This window comes from Streptomyces sp. NPDC097640, from assembly GCF_040302705.1.
GTDB lineage: Bacteria > Actinomycetota > Actinomycetes > Streptomycetales > Streptomycetaceae > Streptomyces.
This window is the reverse complement of the sequence record NZ_JBEOSB010000005.1, coordinates 283,127-303,809: the sequence shown is the minus strand read 5'-3', so window position 1 is coordinate 303,809 and position 20,683 is coordinate 283,127. Positions and strand designations below refer to the sequence as shown.

Here is a 20,683-nt window from a genome sequence, read left to right as displayed (position 1 = left end):
GAAACATGTGTTCTAATTCTGGGACGAGCGAGACCCCCGGAGGTGCGAGCCATGCGCTGGGACAACCTGACCGACGGCGACGGGGCGGCCGCGCCCGCCCTCTTCGCGGCGGACGCGGTGACGACCCGCACCTTCGACACCCCCGAATTCCGCGGGATCACCTTCCACGAGATCCGCGCCCGCTCGATCGTCAACCGGGTGCCCGGTGCCTCCCGGATGCCGTTCGAATGGACGGTCAACCCGTACCGCGGCTGCTCCCACGCCTGCGTCTACTGCTTCGCGCGCAAGACGCACAGCTATCTCGACCTCGACACCGGCCTCGATTTCGACACCCAGATCGTGGTGAAGATCAACGCCGCCGAGCTGCTCCGCCGCGAGCTGGCCTCCCGCCGCTGGCGCGGCGAGCACATCGCCATGGGCACCAACGTCGACTGCTACCAGCGGGCCGAGGGCCGCTACCGGCTGATGCCCGGCATCCTCACCGCCCTGACCGAGCGCGCCAACCCCTTCTCCATCCTCACCAAGGGCACCCTGATCCTGCGCGACCTGGAGCTGCTGCGGCGGGCGTCCCGCGTCACCGATGTCGGCGTCTCCGTCTCGGTCGGCTTCACCGACCCCGGGCTGTGGCGCACCGTCGAGCCGGGCACGCCCTCACCCGAGCGGCGCCTGGAGGCGGTGCGCACCCTGACCGACCACGGCATCCCGTGCGGGGTGCTGATGGCCCCGGTGATCCCCTACCTGGGCGACTCCCCCGAGCAGCTGCGCGCGACCGTACGGGCCATCGCGGCGGCCGGGGCCACGTCCGTCACGCCGCTCGTGCTGCATCTGCGGCCCGGCGCCCGCGAGTGGTTCACGGCCTGGCTGTCCCGCCACCATCCGCGGCTGCTGCCCCGCTACGACGCGCTGTACGGCGGCGGGGCGTATGCGCCGCGGTGGTATCAGCGGCGGATCACCGGGATGGTCCACGAGTTCGCCGACGAGTACGGCATCGGCCCGTACCGCGCGGGCGCACACCGCGGCACCGCGCCGTCGGCCACGGATACCGCCCCCGCCAGCGAGGCGCCCGACCAGCTGACGCTGCTCTAGGGGGCGTCCGCCGCACCGTGACGCCTGCGGCGGGCTCCTTCCCGGCCCCCGCCGCGCAGGGCCCCCGCCGCGCAGGGACTCCGCCGCGCAGGGACTCCGCCGCGCAGGGACTCCGCCGCGCAGGGACTCCGCCGCGCAGGGACTCCGCCGCGCAGGGACTCCGCCGCGCAGGGACTCCGCCGCGCAGGGACTCCGCCCCCAGACCCTGGGGGGTCTGGGGGCGGAGCCCCCAGTTTCGGGAAGGGGCGGGGAGGGGAAGAAGCCCGGCGATCCGCGCGGGGCCCTCCGGCGGACGGGGCCCGCGCCCCGGCCGGCGCGGCCACGCGCCGCCGCAGGCCCGGCGCGCGGTGCTCGGCGCGACGCCGGGCGAACCAGCCGCCCCCGGGACGGGGCCGGTTCCGGCGGACGGCCCGCCGCCGTCCCCGCCGTCGTCATGCGCTCGCGGCCGCCCGGCTCACCGCGGCCGCCAGCCGGTCGCGGGCCTCGGTCTGGGCGGCGATGCGGGCGTCGAGGACGGCGAGCCGGTCGCGGGCGATCCTCAGCCCCTCGGCGGCGGGCCGCACGCTCGTCACATCGCCGTCCAGGCACGGCAGAAAGCAGCGGACGTCGTCCAGCGTGAGGCCCACCGCGAGCAATTCGCGGATGTTGCGCACGCGGACGACCGCCCGCTCGTCGTAGTCGCGGTAGCCGTTGGGCTCGCGCGCGGACGTGATCAGCCCCGCCTGCTCGTAGTGGCGCAGCGCGCGCGGCGTCGCGCCCGTGGCCTCCGCCAGCTCCCCGATCCGCACCGGTCCCACCTCCGGTGCCCGTTCTACCAGCCGTCCACCACCCGCGCTCAGCCGACCACGGCCCCGCCGTCCACCGGCAGGACCACGCCCGTCACGAAAGCCGCCTCGGGCGAGGCCAGTTGGGTGATCGCCCACGCCACCTCCTCCGGACGCCCGATCCGCCCCAGCGGGGTGTGGGCCAGCTGCCAGGCCCGTACCTTCGCGCGCTGCTCGGGCGTCAGCCCCTGGTGCTTCCCGATCGGGGTCTCGATCGCGCCGGGCGCGACGGCCACCACCCGCACCCCGCGCGGCGCCAGCTCCACCGCCCAGCTGCGGGTCAGCGTGTCCAGGGCCGCCTTCGTCGCCGCGTAGACGGAGTTGCCCGCCCAGCCGCGCTGGCCGATGGACGTGCTGACGTTCACCACCACGCCACCGCCGCTCTCCTCCAGCGGGCCCAGGGCCGCCCGCGTCAGCAGCACGGGCGCGAGGAGGTTGGTGGCCAGGAGCGGGGCGGACAGCTCGCGGGTGCTGTCGCCCAGCGGCGCGGCGCGCACAATCGCCGCGTTGTTGACCAGCACGTCCAGCCGGCCGTGCGCCTCGACGGCGTGCCGCACGATGTCCTCGGCGGCGCCCTCCGCCGTGATGTCCGCCGGGAAGGGCTCGATCCGCGGGTGCCCCGCCGCCGTCTCGTCCAGCGGCCCGGGCCGCCGCCCGACCGCCACCACCCGCGCCCCCAGCCCGGCCAGCGCCCGGGCGGTCGCCCGGCCGATCCCGGTGCCCGCGCCGGTGACGACGGCGACCCTGCCGTCGAAGGTGTTTATGTCGTTGCTGTGGTCCATGGACGGGATCCTGCGAGCCTGCCGCCAATGGCAGGGTCAAGCGGCCTACGGTGGGCGCATGGACGGCGTACATGTGAGGGAGATGACGGAAGCGGACATCGACGCCGTGGCGGCGGTGCGGGTGCGCGGCTGGCAGGCCGCGTACCGGGGGCTAATACCGCAGGCGCACCTGGACGACATGAGCGTGGAGAAGGACGCGCGGCGGCGGCGGGAGTTCTTCTCCAGAGGGGTGGGGGACGTGGTCAACCTCGTGGCCGACGGCCCGGTCGGCGAGGTGGTCGGCTGGGCGTGCTTCGGCCCGTACCGGGACCGCGATCTGCCCTCGGGGGACGCGGAGTTGTACGCGATCTATGTGCGCCCCGACCTGTTCGGCGGCGGCATCGGGCGCGCCCTGCTGACGGAGTCCGTCAGCCGCGCCGCCGAGCGGGGCTTCCCGCGGCTGCGGCTGTGGGTGCTGGAGGGCAACGCCCGCGCCCGGCACTTCTACGAGCGCGCCGGCTTCGCGCCCGACGGCGGTCAGGAGGACTACGAGGTGGACGGCGTCCCCGTCCCCGAAGTCCGCTACGCCCGCCCCCTCGCCCCCATAGCGGCCTGACCCCATTCGCCCCGCGCGCGCACGGGCGCGCGCGGGGCGGGGGCGGCGCGGGGGCGGGTCAACGCACCCGTGCGCGGCCCGGCTTGTCCGGGGCCGGGCGGCGGGGCCCGAGAGGGGCGCCTCCGCCGCTGATGCGGGCCAGCGCCGCCGCCGCGGCCGCGCTGAGGCGGGGGTGGCGGGCCGCGGACGTCAGGGCCGGGACGGCGCGTTCGTCCCCGATCGCCCCGAGGCCCTCGACGCAGGCGCGCGCGATCGGCCAATGCCGGTCCCGGGCCGCCAGTTGGCGTTCCAGGGCGGCGACGAGGGCCGGGACGGACTCGGGGGCGCGCAGCTCGACGAGCAGCCGGATGGGGTGGAGCGAGTAGGCGGTGCGCAGCGGGTTCGTGGCCAGGGCGGCCGCCGCGCGGGCGGTGCGCGGGTCGGCCAGGCGGGCCAGCACGCGGGCGGCGGTCGCGCAGCGGGCCTGTTCTCGGTAGTTGAGAAGGAGGACGAGGGTCTCGAAGGCCCGCCGGTCCCCCGCGCTGCCGAGCACGAACGCGGCGGTCTCCCGCGCCCACAGCGGCTGCTCGGGCGCGACGAGGATGCGGGCGAGCTGCTCGCGCGCGGCGGGGGTGCCCTGCCGTACGAGCGCGAGCAGCGAGGCGTGGGCCCTTGCCTCCTCCGGGGACGAGAGCGAGGCCCGCACCCGGTCGGTCAGTACGCGGAATTCTTCGTCCATGTGGTGGTCTCCCCTCCCCGGTGACCGGCGCCCCGGCGCGCGGGTCACAAAATGTGCTCTGGCGTCTTGGTTACCCGCCAGTTAAACTGGCGACACGAGCAGCACCCCTGCTCTGGCGGCCTGGTGACGCAGCCGCCGTGTGAAGTCGTGAAGTCGGTTCGGCAGTTTGGTACGGCGTGGCCCCGGGACAGGGCCGGCCGTGTGTCTCCCCCACGGGCAGTCTCCTCCGTGCGGCGCCGTCCGTAAGGGAGCGTGCAAGCCCTTCCGCAGGAGTTTCGTGTCAGCCCTCCGCGCATGACCGAAAGCTCCTCTCAGTCGTCACTTCATCCCCATATCCGGGGAACACCCTCTGGAGTCCGCGATGGACCGTCTTCCGACCACCGACGCCAGTCCCACGTCGTCCGACCCCGCGCCGCGCCCTGAAACGCCCACCCCTGATATCTCCCCCTCCCGGGGCCCGCTCACTACTGTCGCCGTCATCGGGCTCGGCACCATGGGCACCGGCATCGCCGAACTGCTGGCCAGGGCGGGCCGCGGGGTGCGCGAGGTCATCGGCGTCGACATCAGCGAGAGCGCCGCGCGCCGGGCCGTCGCCGCGCTGGAGACCGCCACCGCCCGCGCCGTGCGCCGCGAGCGGATGACCGAGCGGGAGCGGGAGGAGGCGCTGGCCCGCTTCCGCGTCTCCACCGATCTGCGGGCCGCGGCCGACGCGGATCTGGTGATCGAGGTCGTGCCCGAGAGCTACGACATCAAGCTGGAGGTCTTCACCGCCCTGGACGCCGTCGTCCGGCCCGAGACCATCCTCGCCACCGGCACCAACGCGCTGTCCGTGACCCGGCTGGCCGCCGACTCCGCCCGCCCCGAGCGCGTCCTGGGCCTGCACTTCTTCCATCCGGCGCCCGCCATGAGGCTGGTCGAGATCGTCTCCAGCGTGCTGACCTCGCCCGCGGCCGTCGCCGCGGTCACGGCGCTGGCCCGCGACCTGGGCAAGGAGCCGGTCGCGCTCGGTGACCGGCCGGGGTTCGTCGCCGACGGGCTGCTGTTCGGCTATCTCAACCAGGCCGCCGCGATGTACGAGGCGAAGTACGCGGCGCGCGAGGACATCGACGCCGCGATGCGGCTGGGCTGCGGGCTGCCGATGGGCCCGCTGGCGCTGCTCGACCTGGTCGGCGTCGACACGGCCCGTACCGTCCTGGAGGCGATGTACGCGGCCTCCGGCGACCGGCTGCACGCGCCCGCGCCCATCCTGGGCCAGCTCACCGAGGCCGGGCTGACCGGCCGCAAGGCGGGCCGCGGCTTCTATACGTACGAGGCGCCGGGCAGCGGCACCGTGGTCCCGGACGCGCTGACCCCGGACCCCGCCGACCGGGCCCCGGTCGCCGCGCGCCCGGTGCGCGTGGTGGGGGTCGCGGGGTCGGGCACCATGGCGAGCGGGATCGCCGAGGTCTTCGCCAAGGCGGGCCACGAGGTCGTGCTGGCCGCCCGCACCCCGGAGAAGGCGGAGGCGGCCAAGGCCAGGATCGCCCGGTCGCTGGGGCGGTCGGTGACCAAGGGCCGGCTGACCGAGCAGGCCCGCGGCGAGACGCTGGCCCGGATCTCCCCGGCCGGGTCGCTGGACGCCTTCGCGGACGTGGACTTCGCCGTCGAGGCGGTCGTCGAGGACCTGGCCGTCAAGCAGCAGCTCTTCGCGGCGCTCGACAAGGTCTGCAAGCCGGGCGCGGTGCTGGCCACGACCACCTCCTCCCTCCCGGTCATCGCCTGCGCCCGCGCGACCTCGCGCCCGCAGGACGTGATCGGCCTGCACTTCTTCAACCCGGCGCCCGCGATGAAGCTGGTCGAGGTGGTGCGCACGGTCCTGACGGCGGACGAGGCGCGGGCCACGGCGCACGCGGTCTGCCAGGCCGTGCGCAAGCACCCGGTGGACTGCGGCGACCGGGCCGGCTTCATCGTCAACGCGCTGCTGTTCCCGTACCTCAACAACGCGGTGAAAATGGTGCAGGAGCACTACGCCTCGCCGGACGCCATCGACGCCGCGATGAAGCTCGGCGGCGGCTATCCCATGGGCCCCTTCGAGCTGCTGGACGTCGTGGGCCTTGATGTGTCCCTGGCCATCGAGAAGATGCTGCACCGCGAGTTCCGCGAGCCCGGTCTGGCACCCGCGCCGCTGCTGGAACACCTGGTCGCGGCGGGGTGCCTGGGGCGGAAGACGGGGCGCGGCTTCCGCGAATATGCGAAGGCCTGAGGAGCCGGGCGGCGCGGACGGTGCCCGGCTTCCGTCCGCGCCCTCCGAGCCCGCTGCACCAGGGGTCCGGGGGGCATCGCCCCGGAAAATGCAGTACGTTCCCCACATGTCCCAGCCTCTGAAGGCCGCTCGTACGCCACGTACGAACCGAACGAACTCGTCCGGCGCGGGAGGCAACGGCACCCGCCGGGCCACCGCCCAGCGCCTGGCCATGCGCCGCAAACTGGCGGCCGCGGCGATGGAGTTGTTCGCCACGCAGGGCTACGAGGCGACGACGGTCGATGAGATCGCGGCGAGAGCGGGGGTCGCCCGCCGCACCTTCTTCCGCCATTTCCGCTCCAAGGAAGAGGCGATCTTCCCGGATCACGACGACACGCTGGTGCGGGCCGCGGACGTACTGGACGCGGCGCCGCCGCACGAGCACCCGCTGGACACGGTGTGCCGGGGGATCAAGGAGGTCATGCGGATGTACGCCGCCTCCCCCGCGGTCTCCGTGGAGCGCTACCACCTGACCCGCGAGGTGCCCGCCCTGCGCGAGCGCGAGATCGCCTCGGTGGCCCGCTACGAGCGGCTGTTCACCCGCTATCTGCTGGGCCACTTCGACGAGGGCGCGCACCACGACGGCGACGACGACCCGCTGCTCGCGGAGGTCGCCGCGTCCGCCGTGGTCACGGCGCACAACCACGTTCTGCGGCGGTGGCTGCGCGCGGGCGGCGTGGGCGATGTGGAGGCCCAGCTGGACCACGCCTTCGACATCGTCCGCCAGGCCTTCGGCACGGGCATCGGCGCCGGGCGCCCCCTCCCCGGCCGCCCGGCGGCCACGGTGTCCGCCAAGGGCGGGGAGGAGGACGTGGTGGTGATGGTGGCCCGTACGGATGCCCCGCTGGGCGAGGTGATGCGGACGATCGAGCGAGCGCTGAAGCGCTAGCGCTCCCACGGCGGGTGGTTTTCCCCTCCCCGCCCCTTCCCGAAACCGTGGCTCCGCCCCGGACCCCGGCGGGGCTCCGCTTCTGAGGGGGGACGCCCCCACCCCGCCGGCCCGCGAGGCAACGGCCGAGCCCAGCCCCACCAGCGTCGAAACGCAACGCGCAGGCCCCGGGGGGGGCGAAGCCCCGCCAGGACCCAGCGCAACGTCCCAGGCCCCCGAGACGCGCGAGCGCCCCCACGAGAGCCGGGGCGGAACTCCGCCCGGGCCCGAGGCGCAGCCACGCCGGGGACCGGGGCGCACCCGCGCCGCGGTCCGGGGCGCAGCCACGCCAGGGACCGGGGGCGAAGCCCCACCGGGACCCGGGGCTCCACCCGGGGGCGCAGCCACGCCGGGGTCCGGGGCGCAGCCCCGGGTTCGGGGAGGGGCGGGGTGGGGGAAGGAGACGCGCTAGTCCGCCGGCGTGAGGCGGGCCGCGAAGCCGCCGTTTTTCGGGACGGCGACCGACAGCCGGGACGCGGCCGTGACCTCGCGGGTCTCGGTCGCGAGCTGGCCGTCCGCGCCGTCCGTGTACAGCTCCGCGCGCCACTTACCCGCGCCCAGGAAGGTCAGGGGCTCGTCCAGGGTGCGGGAGTCGCCCGAGGTGATCGCGCCCAGGTACCAGTCGTCGCCGGAGCGGCGGGCCAGGACCGCGCGGTCGCCGGGGGCGCCGTCGACGAGTTTGGTGTCATCCCACACCGTGGGTACGGTCCGCAGGAACTTCCGGGCGAGCGGCCGGCTGTCGTACGACTCGACGCTGTCGGCGAAGTGCTGCACCCCCGACTCGTACACCACGGACAGCGCCAGCTCCGCCGCGTCACTCGTGGGCCGCACCCCGGTGAAGGTGACGGGCGTGAAGTCCATGGACCCGATGAGGTTCCGGGTGAAGGGCAGCGTGGTGTAGTGCGCGGCGGGGAAGGGCTCGCGGCCGGGCTTGGGGCGGGTGCCCTCGGCGCCCTTGACGGCCTCGGTGCTCATCAGCTGGGGCCAGGTGCGCTCCTGGCCGCGCGGGATGGTCGCGCCGTGGAAGTTCAGCATGAAGTGGTACTTCGCGCTGTCCTTGAAGACCGCGTCGTACCACCGCATCCGGTCCTGTCCGTCCGACTCCAGGAAGTCGATCTTCAGTCCGACCACGCCCCAGGACTTCCACAGCGGCATCAGCCGGTCACGCTCGCTCTGCGCGTCGATGGTCTGCCAGCGCGCCCAGAGCCAGACGCCGACGCCCTTCTCCTTGGCGTAGGCGGTCAGTTCGGGCATCCAGTCGTTGCTCCAGCCGGAGTCGACGAGCACGTACTCCCAGCCCTCGCGGGCCGCGAAGTCGACGAACTTCTTCTGGGCGGCGAGGCTGGTGGGGCTCTGTCCGTCGGACCACCAGGACCACGCGGCCTTGCCCGGCTTGATCCAGGAGGTGTCGGCGACTTTGGAGGGCGCGGCGAGGTCGGTGGGCAGGTCGCTCTCGGTGACGGTGGCCAGGTCGCCGATGACCAGGGTGCGCCAGGGGGTGGTGAGGCCGGGGGAGCTGACCTCGGCGGGGTCGGGGAGGGTCAGCTTGAAGCGGTCGGTGTCGGCGTCGAGGGTGAGGCGGGAGCCGCCGTAGGAGCTGTTGAGGTCGGCTTCCTCGACGAGCAGCCAGCTGTCGCCGACGCGGAAGAGCGACGGGTAGCCGTAGTCGCCCGCCTCGGCGTCGGCGACGGTGGTGTGGTCGTGGGCGGACTCGTAGTCCTGGCGGCCGTTGTCGTAGGGCAGCAGGAAGGATTCGGCGGTGGGCGGGACGGCGAACTCGGTGGTCTCGCCGAGCACGGTGACGGTGTCCGTGCCGCCCTCGCCGGGCAGTACGTAGCGGTAGGCCAGCCCGTCGGCGGAGACCCGGAAGACGACCTTCAGCGTCCGCCCCTGCTTGCGGAAGGTGAAGGTGGACTCGGAGGCATCGGAGGTGTGGCGGGTGCGGCGCCCGGTGGTGGTCGTGTACGTCTCGTGGATCCGCTTGTCGCTGCGCCCTTCGTAGCGCAGCCCGGTGCTGAGGTCGGCGTCGGCGGTGCGGATGCCGAGCGCGGAGGGGCGCAGCACGGTGGTGCGGCCGTCCTGGGCGGACAGGGTCAACCGGCCCTCGCGGGTGAGCGTGAGCTGCCCGCTGACCTGGCCCTGGCCGGTCAGGCGCCAGTTGCGGCCGTCTGCGGCGGAGGCCTCGGCTCGTAGCGGTACGAGGACGGCCGCGGCGCAGGCGACCGCCGCCGCGGCTCTGGTGACCCTGGATCGTATGACGCGCATCGTTCCCTCCCGGGGAGTCGGCTCTTGGAGCGCGGCCCGATACATCTGACCTATCCGGTGTCTTGACGCATCATTAGCCCGTTCCTACGCTCCCGTCTAGCCAAATCATCGGATCAATCTGTTTGCTGTGTTGGATGGAGCTGATCGAAAGATGGCAGTCAGCAGACGCGGATTCCTGGGCCGGGTGGCAGCGGGCGCGGCCGCCGGGACGACGGCGGGGGTCACCCTCACGGAGCCCGCCGAGGCGGCGGCGCAGCAGGCCGTGACCCTGCGGGGCATGGGGACGGACAAGGAGTGGGAACGGTTCCTGGCGGCACAGGACCTGGTCTGGAAGCGGATGCCGCGCACCTGGTACGAGGGGCCCTTCCTCGGCAACGGGCTGTTCGGCTCGATCGTCTACCAGGAGCCGGGCGAGAACGCCCTGCGCTTCACGGTCCACCACAGCGAGTCGCAGGATCACCGCCCCGACCAGGGCGGCAGCGACTGGGGCGTGGCGCGGCTGCCGGTCGGCAATCTGCTGCTGCGCCCGGTTGGCGCCATCACCGGCGTCGATCTGCGCCTGGACCTGTGGAACGCCGAGGTGCGCGGCACGATCACGACCGACAAGGGCACGCTGGAGCTGCGCGCCCTGGTGCACAACGACCGGACGATGCTGCTGGCCACCGTGGAGGCGAGCGAGGGCGAGGCGGGCTTCCGCTGGGAGTACCGGCCCTCCCCCGCGATCAGCCCGCGCATTGTCCGCGAGAACCCGCCGGCGGGCTTCGAGCCGAACCCGGCCCCGGTCAGCCGCACCGAGGACGGTCTGGGCATCACCGTGCAGTCGCTGGTCCCGGGCGGGCAGACGGCCAGCGCGTACAAGGAGCGCGGCACGGGCCGGGAGCGCACGTACTACCTGGCGGTCGCCCACTCCTTCCCCGGCACGGACGCGGAGGGCCGGGTGCGGACCACCGTCCGCAAGGCGTCGGCGCTGCCCGTCTCCAGCCTGCTGCGCTCGCACCGCGACTGGTGGCACCGCTTCTACCGCAAGAGCTTCATCTCGGTCCCCGACGGCATGCTCCAGAGCTTCTACTGGATCCAGCTCTACAAGCTGGCCTGCGCGGCCCGTGAGCACGCCCCGGTCATGGCCACCACCGGCCCCTGGGTGGAGCCCACCCCCTGGCCCGGGGTGTGGTGGAACCTCAACGTCCAGCTGGAGTACTGGCCGGTCCACGGCTCCAACCACCTGGAGCTCGACGCGATCCCGCGCACCCTCACCGAGAACACCGATGTGCTGATCAGCGCGCTCAAGCCCGAGTACCGCGCCGACTCGGCCGGGCTGCGCCGCTCCACGGACGCACAGTGCGAGGACAACGGCTCGGTCCCGGTCCCGGGCGTCGGCGACCCGGAGGTGGGCAATCTGCCCTGGGCGCTGCACAACGTCTGGCTGACCTACCGGCACTCGATGGACCGGGGCCTGCTGGAGGATGTGCTCTACCCGCTGCTCCGCCGCTCCACCAACTACTACCTGCACTTTCTCCAGGAGCAGTCGGACGGGAAGCTGCATCTGCCGAAGACCTTCTCGCCCGAGTACGGGTCGGCCCCGGACTGCAACTACGACCTGGCGCTGCTGCGCTGGAGCTGTACGACGCTGCTGGAGACCGTCGAGCTGCTGGGCAAGGACGACGAGCTGGCCCCGAAGTGGCGCGAGGTGCTGGACAAGCTGGTGGACTACCCGGTGGACGGGAACGGCTTCATGATCGGCACCGGGGTGCCGTTCGCGAAGTCGCACCGCCACTACTCCCACATGCTCTCCGTCTACCCCCTCTACCTGGTCAACTGGGACCAGAAGGAGAACCGCGACCTGATCGCGCGCTCGCTGGAGCACTGGATCAGCTTCGAGGGCGCGCTGCGCGGCTACAGCTTCTCGGGCGCGGCCTCGATCTCCACCCAGATGGGGCGGGGCGACGACGCGCTGAAGTATCTGCGTGAGCTGGTGGCGCGGTTCATCCAGCCGAACACGCACTACTACGAGGCGGGCCCGGTGATCGAGACCCCGCTGTCGGGCGCCCAGTCCATCCACGACATGCTCTGCCAGAGCTGGGGCGACACCATCCGTTTCTTCCCCGGCGTGCCGGGCGAGTGGCGGGATGTCACCCTGCACGACTTCCGCACCCAGGGCGCGTTCCTGGTCAGCGGGGTGCGCAAGGGCGGCAGGACGCGCTGGGTGCGGGTGCGCAGCCTGGCCGGGGAGCCGTGCCGGGTCCGCCACTCGATCGCCGGGCGGGTCACCGTGGCCGGGGTCGGCGGGCCCGCGCCGAAGTGGCGCGAGGTGGCCGACGGCGTGATCGAGCTGGAGCTGGACCGGGACGAGGAGGCGGTGGTGTACCCGGCGGGGTCGCGGCCGGACTTCGAGATCGCGCCCGTGAAGGTCACCAGCCCGGCCGAGCGCTGGGGGCTGCCGACGGTGCCGGAGACGGGCGCGGTGACCCAGGTGGATCTGGTCGGGCACTTCGACAACGACGCCATCACCACCGAGATGTACTACGGGGACGGCGACTTCGACGGCACCGGGCGGACGTACCCGATGGCGCAGCTGCCGCAGACCGGGCAGACGGAGGACGACGGGGTCACCTTCTCGTTCACCAACGGCAGCGAGGGCTCCGACAACAACGTCGTCGCGGCCGGCCAGAAGGTCTCCGTCCCGGCCGGCTCGTACGCGAAGCTGCACGTACTGGGCTCCGGCGACACGGCGGACGTCACGGTCCCCGCCGAGCTCGGCTACGCGGACGGCTCGACCACAAAGGTGAACGTGCAGCTCACGGCCTGGCTGTCGGGCCCGAAGTACGGCGAGACGGAGGCGGTGCGCACCAGCCAGATCCACACCCGCACCGGCCCGCTCGGCACCAAGGCGGCGATCTTCCACCAGAAGGTGGCGCTCGACCCGGCCAAGGAGCTGTCCTCCGTCACCCTGGGCGCCCCCTCGGGCACCGCGAGGGCGCACATTTTCGCGCTCTCGCTGGAGAAGAGCGGCTGACAGAGCGACCGGCAGTAAGCCTCCGACGACGCGACGGCCGTCCCATCCGGGGCGGCCGCCGCCGCTCATGTGTGCCACCGGGGTGACAACTGAGTGAATTTGTTGGCACGCAGTGTCTTGCGACCTGACACGGGGTGCCATACGGTGATGTTGTCCGGGCTGTCCCCGCAAGCCGCCTTGCGCGCCCGGACCGCCTGCGTCACCAGGCACCCTCCGCGCCAACCGCGCGCCGCTCAGAAGCACCGCTCAACAGCAGCACCGCTCAGCAGCACCTCCGCCGGACCGACGGCACCAGCAGCAACCGTCATGAGCCCAGCGTTCCCTCAAGCGTCCCCCGACGCTTCGCCGGAGGCACCGATGAACGAAATCCTGGACGCGATCCTGGCGTCGACAGCGTCCGAGCACGGCTCCCCCGCCCTGGGGCCCGAGGACTTCGCGGCCCTGCCCGTCCCCGAGTCGTATCGCGCGGTGACCGTGCACAAGGACGAGGCCGAGATGTTCGCCGGCCAGACCACCAAGGAGAAGGACCCCCGCAAGTCCCTGCACGTGGACGAGGTGCCGGTGCCCGAGCTCGGCCCCGGCGAGGCGCTCGTGGCCGTCATGGCCAGCTCGGTGAACTACAACTCCGTCTGGACCTCGATCTTCGAGCCGCTGCCGACCTTCGGCTTCCTGGAGCGGTACGGCAGGCTCTCCCCGCTCGCCAAGCGGCACGACCTGCCGTACCACATCATCGGCTCCGACCTCGCGGGCGTCGTGCTGCGCACCGGCCCGGGCGTCAACATCTGGCGGCCGGGCGACGAGGTCGTCGCGCACTGCCTGTCCGTCGAGCTGGAGTCGGCCGACGGCCACAACGACACCATGCTCGACCCCGAGCAGCGCATCTGGGGCTTCGAGACCAACTTCGGCGGCCTCGCCGAGCTCGCCCTGGTCAAGTCCAACCAGCTGATGCCCAAGCCCGGACATCTGAGCTGGGAGGAGGCGGCCGCCCCCGGCCTGGTCAACTCGACCGCGTACCGGCAGCTGGTCTCCCGCAACGGCGCCGGGATGAAGCAGGGCGACAACGTCCTGATCTGGGGCGCCAGCGGCGGGCTCGGCAGCTACGCCACCCAGTTCGCCCTGGCCGGCGGCGCCACCCCGGTCTGTGTGGTCTCCTCGCCCCGCAAGGCCGAGATCTGCCGGGCCATGGGCGCCGAGGCGATCATCGACCGCAGCGCCGAGGACTACCGCTTCTGGAAGGACGAGCACACCCAGGACCCGAAGGAGTGGAAGCGGCTCGGCAAGCGCATCCGCGAGCTGACCGGCGGCGACGACGTGGACATCGTCTTCGAGCACCCGGGCCGGGAGACCTTCGGCGCCTCGGTGTACGTCACCCGCAAGGGCGGCACCATCGTCACCTGCGCGTCCACCTCCGGCTACACCCACGAGTACGACAACCGCTATCTGTGGATGTCGCTCAAGCGCATCGTCGGCTCGCACTTCGCCAACTACCGCGAGGCCTGGGAGGCCAACCGCCTGATCGCCAAGGGCAAGATCCACCCGACGCTGTCGAAGGTGTACCCCCTGGAGGAGACCGGCCAGGCCGCCCACGACGTCCACCGCAACGTCCACCAGGGCAAGGTCGGCGTCCTGTGCCTCGCCCCCCAGGAGGGCCTGGGCGTGCGCGACCTCGAACTGCGCGAACGCCACCTCGACGCCATCAACATCTTCCGGGACGCCGCGTGACGGCCCACGAGGAGCGGGGCAGCGATGAGCGGAGGAAAAAGGACCGGCCCTGGCTGATGCGGACCTACGCCGGGCACTCCTCCGCCGAGGCCTCCAACGCGCTCTACCGGAGCAACCTCGCCAAGGGCCAGACCGGCCTGTCCGTCGCCTTCGACCTGCCCACCCAGACCGGCTACGACCCGGACCACGTCCTGGCGCGCGGCGAGGTGGGCCGGGTCGGCGTCCCCGTCTGCCACCTCGGTGACATGCGGCGGCTGTTCCAGGACATCCCGCTGGACCGGATGAACACCTCCATGACCATCAACGCCACCGCCATGTGGCTGCTGGCGCTCTACCAGGTGGTCGCGGAGGAGCAGGGCGCGGACGTGGCCGCGCTCCAGGGCACCACGCAGAACGACATCGTCAAGGAGTACCTGTCGCGCGGGACGCATGTCTTCCCGCCGGGGCCGAGCCTGCGGCTGACCACCGACATGATCGCGTACACGGTCGGCGCCATCCCCAAGTGGAACCCGATCAACATCTGTAGCTACCACCTCCAGGAGGCCGGGGCGACCCCCGTGCAGGAGATCGCCTACGCGATGTCCACCGCGATCGCGGTGCTGGACGCCGTCCGGGCCTCCGGGCAGGTGCCCCAGGAGCGCTTCGGCGATGTGGTGGCCCGGATCTCCTTCTTCGTGAACGCGGGCGTCCGGTTCATCGAGGAGATGTGCAAGATGCGCGCCTTCGGCCGCATCTGGGACCGGATCACCCTGGAGCGCTACGGCGTCCAGGACCCCAAGCACCGCCGCTTCCGCTACGGCGTCCAGGTCAACTCGCTCGGGCTGACCGAGGCCCAGCCGGAGAACAACGTCCAGCGCATCGTGCTGGAGATGCTGGCGGTCACCCTCTCCAAGGACGCCCGCGCCCGCGCCGTACAGCTCCCGGCCTGGAACGAGGCGCTCGGGCTGCCGCGCCCCTGGGACCAGCAGTGGTCGCTGCGCATCCAGCAGGTCCTCGCCCACGAGAGCGACCTGCTGGAGTACGACGACATCTTCGCCGGGTCGCATGTGATCGAGGCCGAGGTGGACGCCCTCGTCGAGGCCGCGCTGGCCGAGATCGAGCGGATCCAGGAGATGGGCGGGGCCATGGCCGCCGTCGAGTCCGGCTACCTGAAGGCCCAGCTGGTCGCCTCGCACGCCGAGCGCAGGGCGCGTATCGAGGCGGGCGAGGACAAGATCGTCGGCGTCAACTGCTACGAGTCCACTGAGCCCAATCCGCTCACCGCCGACTTGGACACCGCGATCATGACGGTGGACCCGGCCAACGAGGCGCGGGTGGTCCGTGCGCTGGTCGCCTGGAGCGACCGGCGCGAGGAGGGCCGGGCCCAGGACGCCCTGGCCGCGCTCAGGAAGGCCGCGGCGGGCAGCGACAACCTCATGGCCGCGACCCTGGAGTGCGCCCGCGCGGGCGTCACCACGGGCGAGTGGGCCTGGGCGCTGCGGGAGGTGTTCGGCGAGTACCGCGCCCCGACCGGGGTCGGCGGGGCGCCCGTGGCGGTCGCCGCCGAGGCGGGCACCCCGCTCGCCGCCGTCCGCGCGAGGGCCGCGGCGACCGCCGCCGACCTCGGCGTCGGCAAGCTGCGGCTGCTGGTCGGCAAGCCCGGCCTGGACGGGCACAGCAACGGCGCCGAGCAGATCGCCGTACGGGCGCGGGACGCCGGCTTCGAGGTGATCTACCAGGGGATCAGGCTCACCCCCGAGCAGATCGTCTCGGCGGCCGTCGCCGAGGACGTGCACTGCGTCGGGCTTTCCATACTCTCCGGCTCGCACGCCGAGCTGGTGCCGGAGGTGCTGGCCCGGCTGCGCACGGCCGGGGCGCCGGACATCCCGGTGATCGTCGGCGGGATCATCCCGGCCGCGGACGCCCTCACGCTGCGCGAGGCCGGAGTGGCTGCCGTCTTCACCCCGAAGGACTTCGGTATCACAGAGATCATCGGCCGTATCGTCGACGAGATCCGCACCGCGAACCAGCTCGACCCCCTGGAGGTCCCCGTATGACCGCGCACCAGTCGCCCGTGAACCGTCTGCGTCCGCGCCGCTCCTGCCTCGCCGTGCCCGGCAGCAACCCGCGCTTCCTGGAGAAGGCCCAGGGCCTGGCCGCCGACCAGGTCTTCCTGGACCTGGAGGACGCGTGCGCGCCGCTGGCCAAGCCCGGGGCGCGGCACACCATCGTCAAGTACCTCAACGAGGGCGACTGGACGGGCAAGACGCGGGTCGTGCGCGTCAACGACTGGACGACCGAGTGGACGTACCGCGACGTGGTGACGGTGGTGGAGGGGGCGGGCCCGAACCTCGACTGCATCATGCTGCCGAAGGTGCAGAACGCCCAGCAGGTCGTCGCGCTCGACCTGCTGCTGACGCAGATCGAGAAGACGATGGGGTTCGAGGTCGGCCGGATCGGCATCGAGGCGCAGATCGAGAACGCCCAGGGCCTGAACAACGTCAACGAGATCGCGCAGGCCTCCCCGCGCATCGAGACGATCATCTTCGGCCCGGCCGACTTCATGGCGTCGATCAATATGAAGTCGCTGGTCGTGGGCGAGCAGCCGCCCGGCTACCCGGCCGACGCCTACCACTACATCCTCATGAAGATCCTGATGGCCGCGCGCGCCAACGACCTCCAGGCGATCGACGGGCCGTATCTCCAGATCAAGAACGTGGACGGCTTCCGCGAGGTCGCCGGCCGCGCCGCCGCGCTGGGCTTCGACGGCAAGTGGGTGCTGCACCCGGGCCAGGTCGAGGCCGCCAATGAGGTCTTCTCGCCCGCGCAGGAGGACTACGACCACGCCGAGCTGATCCTGGACGCGTACGAGTACTACACGTCCGAGGCGGGCGGCAAGAAGGGCTCGGCGATGCTCGGCGACGAGATGATCGACGAGGCCAGCCGCAAGATGGCGCTGGTGATCGCCGGCAAGGGCCGGGCCGCCGGCATGACCCGGACGTCCCGCTTCGAAGCCCCGGAGGGGTGAGCCCATGCAGTTCGGACGCACGTATGAGGAGTTCTCGGTGGGCGATGTCTACCGGCACTGGCCGGGGAAGACCGTCACCGAGTACGACGACCACCTCTTCTGTCTGCTCACCATGAACCACCACCCCCTCCACCTGGACGCCAACTACGCCGAGAAGACCACCGACTTCGGGAAGAACGTGGTGGTCGGGAACTACATCTACTCGCTGCTGCTCGGCATGTCCGTGCCGGATGTCTCCGGCAAGGCCATCGCCAATCTGGAGGTCGAGTCGCTGCGCCACGTGGCGCCCACCTTCCACGGCGACACGATCTACGGCGAGACCACGGTGCTCGGCAAGACCCCGTCGAAGTCCAAGCCCGACCGGGGCGTGGTCCATGTGGAGACCAAGGGCTACAAGCAGGACGGCACGCTCGTCTGCGTCTTCCGGCGCAAGGTGATGGTGCCGACGGCGACCTATATCAAGGAGCGGGGCGGCGAGCAGCCCGGCCGCCCGCCCGTCTCCGAGCTGGGAGAGGACTGAGATGAGCCGCCTCGCGCAGACCGACGGCCTGACGGACGTCCAGCAGGAGATCCTGGCCACCATCAGGGACTTCGTCGACAAAGAGATCCTCCCGGTCGCGACCGAGCTGGAACACCGCGACGAGTACCCGGCCCGGATCGTCGAGGGCCTCAAGGAGCTCGGTGTCTTCGGGCTGATGATCCCCGAGGAGTACGGGGGGCTCGGCGAGTCGCTGCTGACCTACGCGCTGTGTGTGGAGGAGATCGCCCGCGGCTGGATGAGCGTGTCGGGGATCATCAACACCCACTTCATCGTCGCGTACATGCTCAAGCAGCACGGCACCGAGGAGCAGAAGGAGTACTTCCTGCCCAAGATGGCGCTGGGCGAGATCCGCGGCGCCTTCTCGATGTCGGAGCCCGGCCTCGGCTCGGACGTGTCCGCGATCACCACCAAGGGTGTCCGGGACGGCGACGACTATCTGCTCACCGGCCAGAAGATGTGGCTGACCAACGGCGGCACCTCCACGGTGGTGGCGGTGCTGTGCCGGACGGACGAGCCGGGTGAGGGGGACAGGGCGGACGGCGAGGTCGCCCCGCACCGGTCCATGACCACCTTCCTGGTGGAGAAGGAGCCGGGCTTCGGCGAGGTCCGGCCCGGGCTCACCATCCCCGGCAAGATCGAGAAGATGGGCTACAAGGGCGTCGACACCACCGAGCTCATTCTGGACGGACTGCGCATTCCGGCGGATCGCGTCCTCGGTGGCGCGACCGGCCGGGGTTTTTACCAAATGATGGACGGAGTGGAGGTCGGCCGGGTCAACGTGGCCGCCCGCGGCTGTGGCGTGGCACGTCGCGCCTTCGAGCTCGGCGTCGCCTACGCACAGCAACGGCACACCTTCGGCAAACCCATCGCGCAACACCAGGCCATCCAGTTCAAACTGGCAGAAATGGCCACAAAGGTCGAAGCGGCCCATGCGATGATGGTCAACGCGGCCCGCAAGAAGGACTCGGGCCGGCGCAATGACCTGGAGGCCGGGATGGCCAAATATCTGGCCTCGGAGTACTGCAAGGAGGTCGTGGAGGACGCCTTCCGCATCCATGGCGGCTACGGCTTCTCCAAGGAGTATGAGATCGAGCGCCTGTATCGCGAGGCCCCGATGCTGCTCATCGGCGAAGGGACCGCCGAGATCCAGAAAATGATTATCGGACGAAGGCTCCTGGAGGAGTACCGCATCCAGGGCTGAATATCCCTTTTGGTGCAGTATCGCGGTGGTAGCCGCGAGAAGAAGATCACACCACGCCAGGGAGACTTCGGCCATCGACAGGCCCTGGCGCTTGCCCAGTTACCGCTCGCAACCGATACCATCCCGGAAAGCCGCCGTCCCCAAGTGTTATGTCGCGGCACCCTCCGCTACGAAGGTCATCCATGCCCCACAGCCATTCCTCTGCACAACGCGGCCGCGTCCGCCTCGCGCGCGGAGCGTCGCCGTGGCTCCTCCCGACCGTTGCCACCGCGGCGGTCAGCCTCACTCGCGCCCGCCGCTCCGGACGCTGGGCGGCGGTCGCCGTGCCCGCCACCGCTCTCGCGGCGGGCATGCTGTGGTTCTTCCGCGACCCCGAGCGAGAGATCGCTCAGGGTCGGGTCATCTCCCCGGCCGACGGCGTGGTGCAGAGCATCATGCCGTGGAAGGACGGGCGCACCCGCGTCGCCATCTTCATGAGCCCGCTGAACGTCCACGTCAACCGCGCCCCCCTGGCCGGCACCGTGACGTCCGTCGAGCACATCCCCGGCGGCTTCGTGCCCGCGTTCAACAAGGAGAGCGAGAACAACGAGCGGGTCGTCTGGCACTTCGACACCGAGCTCGGCGACATCGAGATGGTGCAGATCGCCGGGGCCGTGGCCCGGCGCATCGTGCCGTATGTGCCCCAGGGCACCAAGGTGGAGCAGGGCGAGCGGATCGGTCTGATCCGTTTCGGCTCGCGTGTCGACATCTATCTGCCCGAGGGCATCGATGTCGCGGTCGAGGTCGGCCAGACCACCACAGCGGGGGTGACTCGCCTTGACCGTCACTGATCCCGAAACACAGGCCGCCACCTGGTCCCCCGGGGCCGAGGTGGAAGAGGACGTCGACGAGACGGACGACATGCCGCTCTCGACGCGCCTGTCGATAGCGGACACCCTCACCCTCGGAAACGCGACCTGCGGCTTCCTGGCGGTGTACTTCACCACCACCGGCGTCCTCATCCCGCACCTGACCGGCAGCGAGGACGGCGGCATGACCCGGCACAGCGCCGCCTCCGCGGTGATGCTGATGCTGCTCGCCTCCGTCTTCGACCTCTTCGACGGGCTCGTCGCGCGCAAGCTGCGCAGCTCGGCGATGGGCGCGGAGCTGGACAACCTCTCCGACCTGATCAGCTTCGGGCTGGCCCCCGCGTACTTCGTGGTGGTGTGGGGCATGGTCGCCGACGACGCGTACCAGCGGGTGTCGGCGGTCGCCGCGATCGTGGTGTTGCTGGCGGTGGTGCTGCGGCTTGCGCGATTCTCCTGCGTGACCATGCCCAACGGCGTCTTCCAGGGCATGCCGAGTCCGTTCGGCGCGCTGACCGTGGTGTCGGTCGTGCTGCTCGGCCTGCCCTTCGTCCCCACGCTGCTCGCCATCATCGGCGTCGCCTGGCTGATGGTGAGCCGGGTGGAGTACCCCAAGCCCCGCGGGCGGCTCGCGGTCGCCATGCTGAGCTGGATCGTCACCAGCATGGGGCTCCTGGCGGCCTGGGCCTTCGAGGCCCCCGGCGGCGAACTGCTGCTCCAGACGGCCTGCGCGCTCCAGGTGGTCCTCGGCGCGGTGATCCCCCTCTTCGCCACGGCCCGCCGGGTCAACGCCTTCCGCGACAACCGCCGCGAGTCCCGGGCGGCGCAGCTGCCGTAGCGCGGCGATCAGGCAGACACAACGGGGTGGGCCCGAG

Annotated in this window: 16 protein-coding genes; 12 read left to right on the top strand and 4 right to left on the bottom strand. The window is 71.8% G+C overall.

What is annotated here, in order from left to right; all coding sequences use genetic code 11:
* Positions 1 to 51: 51 nt before the first annotated feature.
* On the top strand, positions 52 to 1,086 hold the full coding sequence (locus ABTY62_RS09860; RefSeq protein WP_352128897.1) for an Rv2578c family radical SAM protein: 1,035 nt from the start codon (positions 52 to 54) through the stop codon (positions 1,084 to 1,086).
* 431 nt (positions 1,087 to 1,517) lie between these two features.
* On the opposite strand, the gene ABTY62_RS09855 is transcribed toward ABTY62_RS09860, so the two are convergent.
* Both ABTY62_RS09855 and ABTY62_RS09850 read right to left on the bottom strand, forming a co-directional pair.
* Complete coding sequence (locus ABTY62_RS09855; RefSeq protein WP_352128896.1) at positions 1,518 to 1,874, bottom strand: MerR family transcriptional regulator; 357 nt, start codon at positions 1,872 to 1,874, stop codon at positions 1,518 to 1,520.
* A 47-nt stretch (positions 1,875 to 1,921) separates the two neighbouring features.
* Positions 1,922 to 2,692: an SDR family NAD(P)-dependent oxidoreductase gene (locus ABTY62_RS09850; protein ID WP_352128894.1), complete on the bottom strand. Its 771-nt coding sequence runs from the start codon at positions 2,690 to 2,692 to the stop codon at positions 1,922 to 1,924.
* A 58-nt stretch (positions 2,693 to 2,750) separates the two neighbouring features.
* On the opposite strand from ABTY62_RS09850, the gene ABTY62_RS09845 reads away from it, so the two are divergent.
* Positions 2,751 to 3,287: a GNAT family N-acetyltransferase gene (locus ABTY62_RS09845; protein ID WP_352128893.1), complete on the top strand. Its 537-nt coding sequence runs from the start codon at positions 2,751 to 2,753 to the stop codon at positions 3,285 to 3,287.
* A 58-nt stretch (positions 3,288 to 3,345) separates the two neighbouring features.
* Here ABTY62_RS09845 and ABTY62_RS09840 read toward each other — a convergent pair whose 3' ends face one another.
* Complete coding sequence (locus ABTY62_RS09840) at positions 3,346 to 4,005, bottom strand: HEAT repeat domain-containing protein (protein ID WP_311730818.1); 660 nt, start codon at positions 4,003 to 4,005, stop codon at positions 3,346 to 3,348.
* 361 nt (positions 4,006 to 4,366) lie between these two features.
* On the opposite strand from ABTY62_RS09840, the gene ABTY62_RS09835 reads away from it, so the two are divergent.
* Together ABTY62_RS09835 and ABTY62_RS09830 are read left to right on the top strand one after the other, a co-directional pair.
* Entirely contained in the window at positions 4,367 to 6,247 is a 1,881-nt protein-coding gene (locus tag ABTY62_RS09835; protein ID WP_352128892.1) for a 3-hydroxyacyl-CoA dehydrogenase family protein, read from the top strand.
* 106 nt (positions 6,248 to 6,353) lie between these two features.
* Positions 6,354 to 7,175 carry a TetR family transcriptional regulator gene (locus ABTY62_RS09830; RefSeq protein WP_352128891.1) on the top strand — a complete coding sequence of 274 codons (822 nt, stop codon included), beginning with the start codon at positions 6,354 to 6,356 and terminating at the stop codon, positions 7,173 to 7,175.
* Between the two features lie 447 nt (positions 7,176 to 7,622).
* Here the strand turns inward: ABTY62_RS09830 and ABTY62_RS09825 are convergent, their stop codons facing one another.
* A complete protein-coding gene (locus tag ABTY62_RS09825) occupies positions 7,623 to 9,479 on the bottom strand; it encodes a glycoside hydrolase family 97 protein (RefSeq protein ID WP_352128890.1) in 1,857 nt (618 codons plus the stop codon).
* 151 nt (positions 9,480 to 9,630) lie between these two features.
* On the opposite strand from ABTY62_RS09825, the gene ABTY62_RS09820 reads away from it, so the two are divergent.
* The 8 genes from ABTY62_RS09820 (at position 9,631) to pssA (ending at position 20,646) form a co-directional block, all read left to right on the top strand.
* Positions 9,631 to 12,492, top strand: coding sequence for a glycosyl hydrolase family 95 catalytic domain-containing protein (locus ABTY62_RS09820; protein ID WP_352128889.1), 2,862 nt, complete (start codon positions 9,631 to 9,633; stop codon positions 12,490 to 12,492).
* A 357-nt stretch (positions 12,493 to 12,849) separates the two neighbouring features.
* Positions 12,850 to 14,214 (top strand): crotonyl-CoA carboxylase/reductase, encoded by a 1,365-nt coding sequence (gene ccrA, locus ABTY62_RS09815; protein ID WP_352128888.1) that lies wholly within the window; start codon positions 12,850 to 12,852, stop codon positions 14,212 to 14,214.
* The gene (locus ABTY62_RS09810) at positions 14,211 to 16,250 is read left to right on the top strand and encodes an ethylmalonyl-CoA mutase (protein ID WP_352128887.1); all 2,040 of its coding nucleotides are present in this window, start codon (positions 14,211 to 14,213) and stop codon (positions 16,248 to 16,250) included. The genes ccrA and ABTY62_RS09810 overlap by 4 nt, the downstream gene beginning before the upstream one ends.
* Positions 16,247 to 17,221: an HpcH/HpaI aldolase/citrate lyase family protein gene (locus ABTY62_RS09805; RefSeq protein WP_311730825.1), complete on the top strand. Its 975-nt coding sequence runs from the start codon at positions 16,247 to 16,249 to the stop codon at positions 17,219 to 17,221. Before ABTY62_RS09810 ends, ABTY62_RS09805 begins: the two co-directional genes overlap by 4 nt.
* 4 nt (positions 17,222 to 17,225) lie before the next feature.
* On the top strand, positions 17,226 to 17,741 hold the full coding sequence (locus ABTY62_RS09800; RefSeq protein ID WP_311730826.1) for a MaoC family dehydratase: 516 nt from the start codon (positions 17,226 to 17,228) through the stop codon (positions 17,739 to 17,741).
* A 1-nt stretch (position 17,742) separates the two neighbouring features.
* On the top strand, positions 17,743 to 18,963 hold the full coding sequence (locus ABTY62_RS09795) for an acyl-CoA dehydrogenase family protein (protein ID WP_352128886.1): 1,221 nt from the start codon (positions 17,743 to 17,745) through the stop codon (positions 18,961 to 18,963).
* A gap of 182 nt (positions 18,964 to 19,145) precedes the next feature.
* Positions 19,146 to 19,793, top strand: coding sequence for a phosphatidylserine decarboxylase (locus ABTY62_RS09790; protein ID WP_352128885.1), 648 nt, complete (start codon positions 19,146 to 19,148; stop codon positions 19,791 to 19,793).
* Entirely contained in the window at positions 19,780 to 20,646 is an 867-nt protein-coding gene (pssA, locus tag ABTY62_RS09785; protein ID WP_311730829.1) for a CDP-diacylglycerol--serine O-phosphatidyltransferase, read from the top strand. Before ABTY62_RS09790 ends, pssA begins: the two co-directional genes overlap by 14 nt.
* Positions 20,647 to 20,683 lie beyond the last annotated feature (37 nt).

Excerpts from the sequence above, each read along its gene's own strand:
- ABTY62_RS09860 (WP_352128897.1), top strand. The coding sequence starts at position 52 with ATGCGCTGGGACAACCTGACCGACGGCGACGGGGCGGCCGCGCCCGCC.
- ABTY62_RS09850 (WP_352128894.1), bottom strand. The coding sequence starts at position 2,692 with ATGGACCACAGCAACGACATAAACACCTTCGACGGCAGGGTCGCCGTC.
- ABTY62_RS09845 (WP_352128893.1), top strand. The coding sequence starts at position 2,751 with ATGGACGGCGTACATGTGAGGGAGATGACGGAAGCGGACATCGACGCC.
- ABTY62_RS09840 (WP_311730818.1), bottom strand. The coding sequence starts at position 4,005 with ATGGACGAAGAATTCCGCGTACTGACCGACCGGGTGCGGGCCTCGCTC.
- ABTY62_RS09835 (WP_352128892.1), top strand. The coding sequence starts at position 4,367 with ATGGACCGTCTTCCGACCACCGACGCCAGTCCCACGTCGTCCGACCCC.
- ABTY62_RS09830 (WP_352128891.1), top strand. The coding sequence starts at position 6,354 with ATGTCCCAGCCTCTGAAGGCCGCTCGTACGCCACGTACGAACCGAACG.
- ABTY62_RS09825 (WP_352128890.1), bottom strand. The coding sequence starts at position 9,479 with ATGCGCGTCATACGATCCAGGGTCACCAGAGCCGCGGCGGCGGTCGCC.
- ABTY62_RS09820 (WP_352128889.1), top strand. The coding sequence starts at position 9,631 with ATGGCAGTCAGCAGACGCGGATTCCTGGGCCGGGTGGCAGCGGGCGCG.
- ccrA (WP_352128888.1), top strand. The coding sequence starts at position 12,850 with ATGAACGAAATCCTGGACGCGATCCTGGCGTCGACAGCGTCCGAGCAC.
- ABTY62_RS09805 (WP_311730825.1), top strand. The coding sequence starts at position 16,247 with ATGACCGCGCACCAGTCGCCCGTGAACCGTCTGCGTCCGCGCCGCTCC.
- ABTY62_RS09800 (WP_311730826.1), top strand. The coding sequence starts at position 17,226 with ATGCAGTTCGGACGCACGTATGAGGAGTTCTCGGTGGGCGATGTCTAC.
- ABTY62_RS09795 (WP_352128886.1), top strand. The coding sequence starts at position 17,743 with ATGAGCCGCCTCGCGCAGACCGACGGCCTGACGGACGTCCAGCAGGAG.
- ABTY62_RS09790 (WP_352128885.1), top strand. The coding sequence starts at position 19,146 with ATGCCCCACAGCCATTCCTCTGCACAACGCGGCCGCGTCCGCCTCGCG.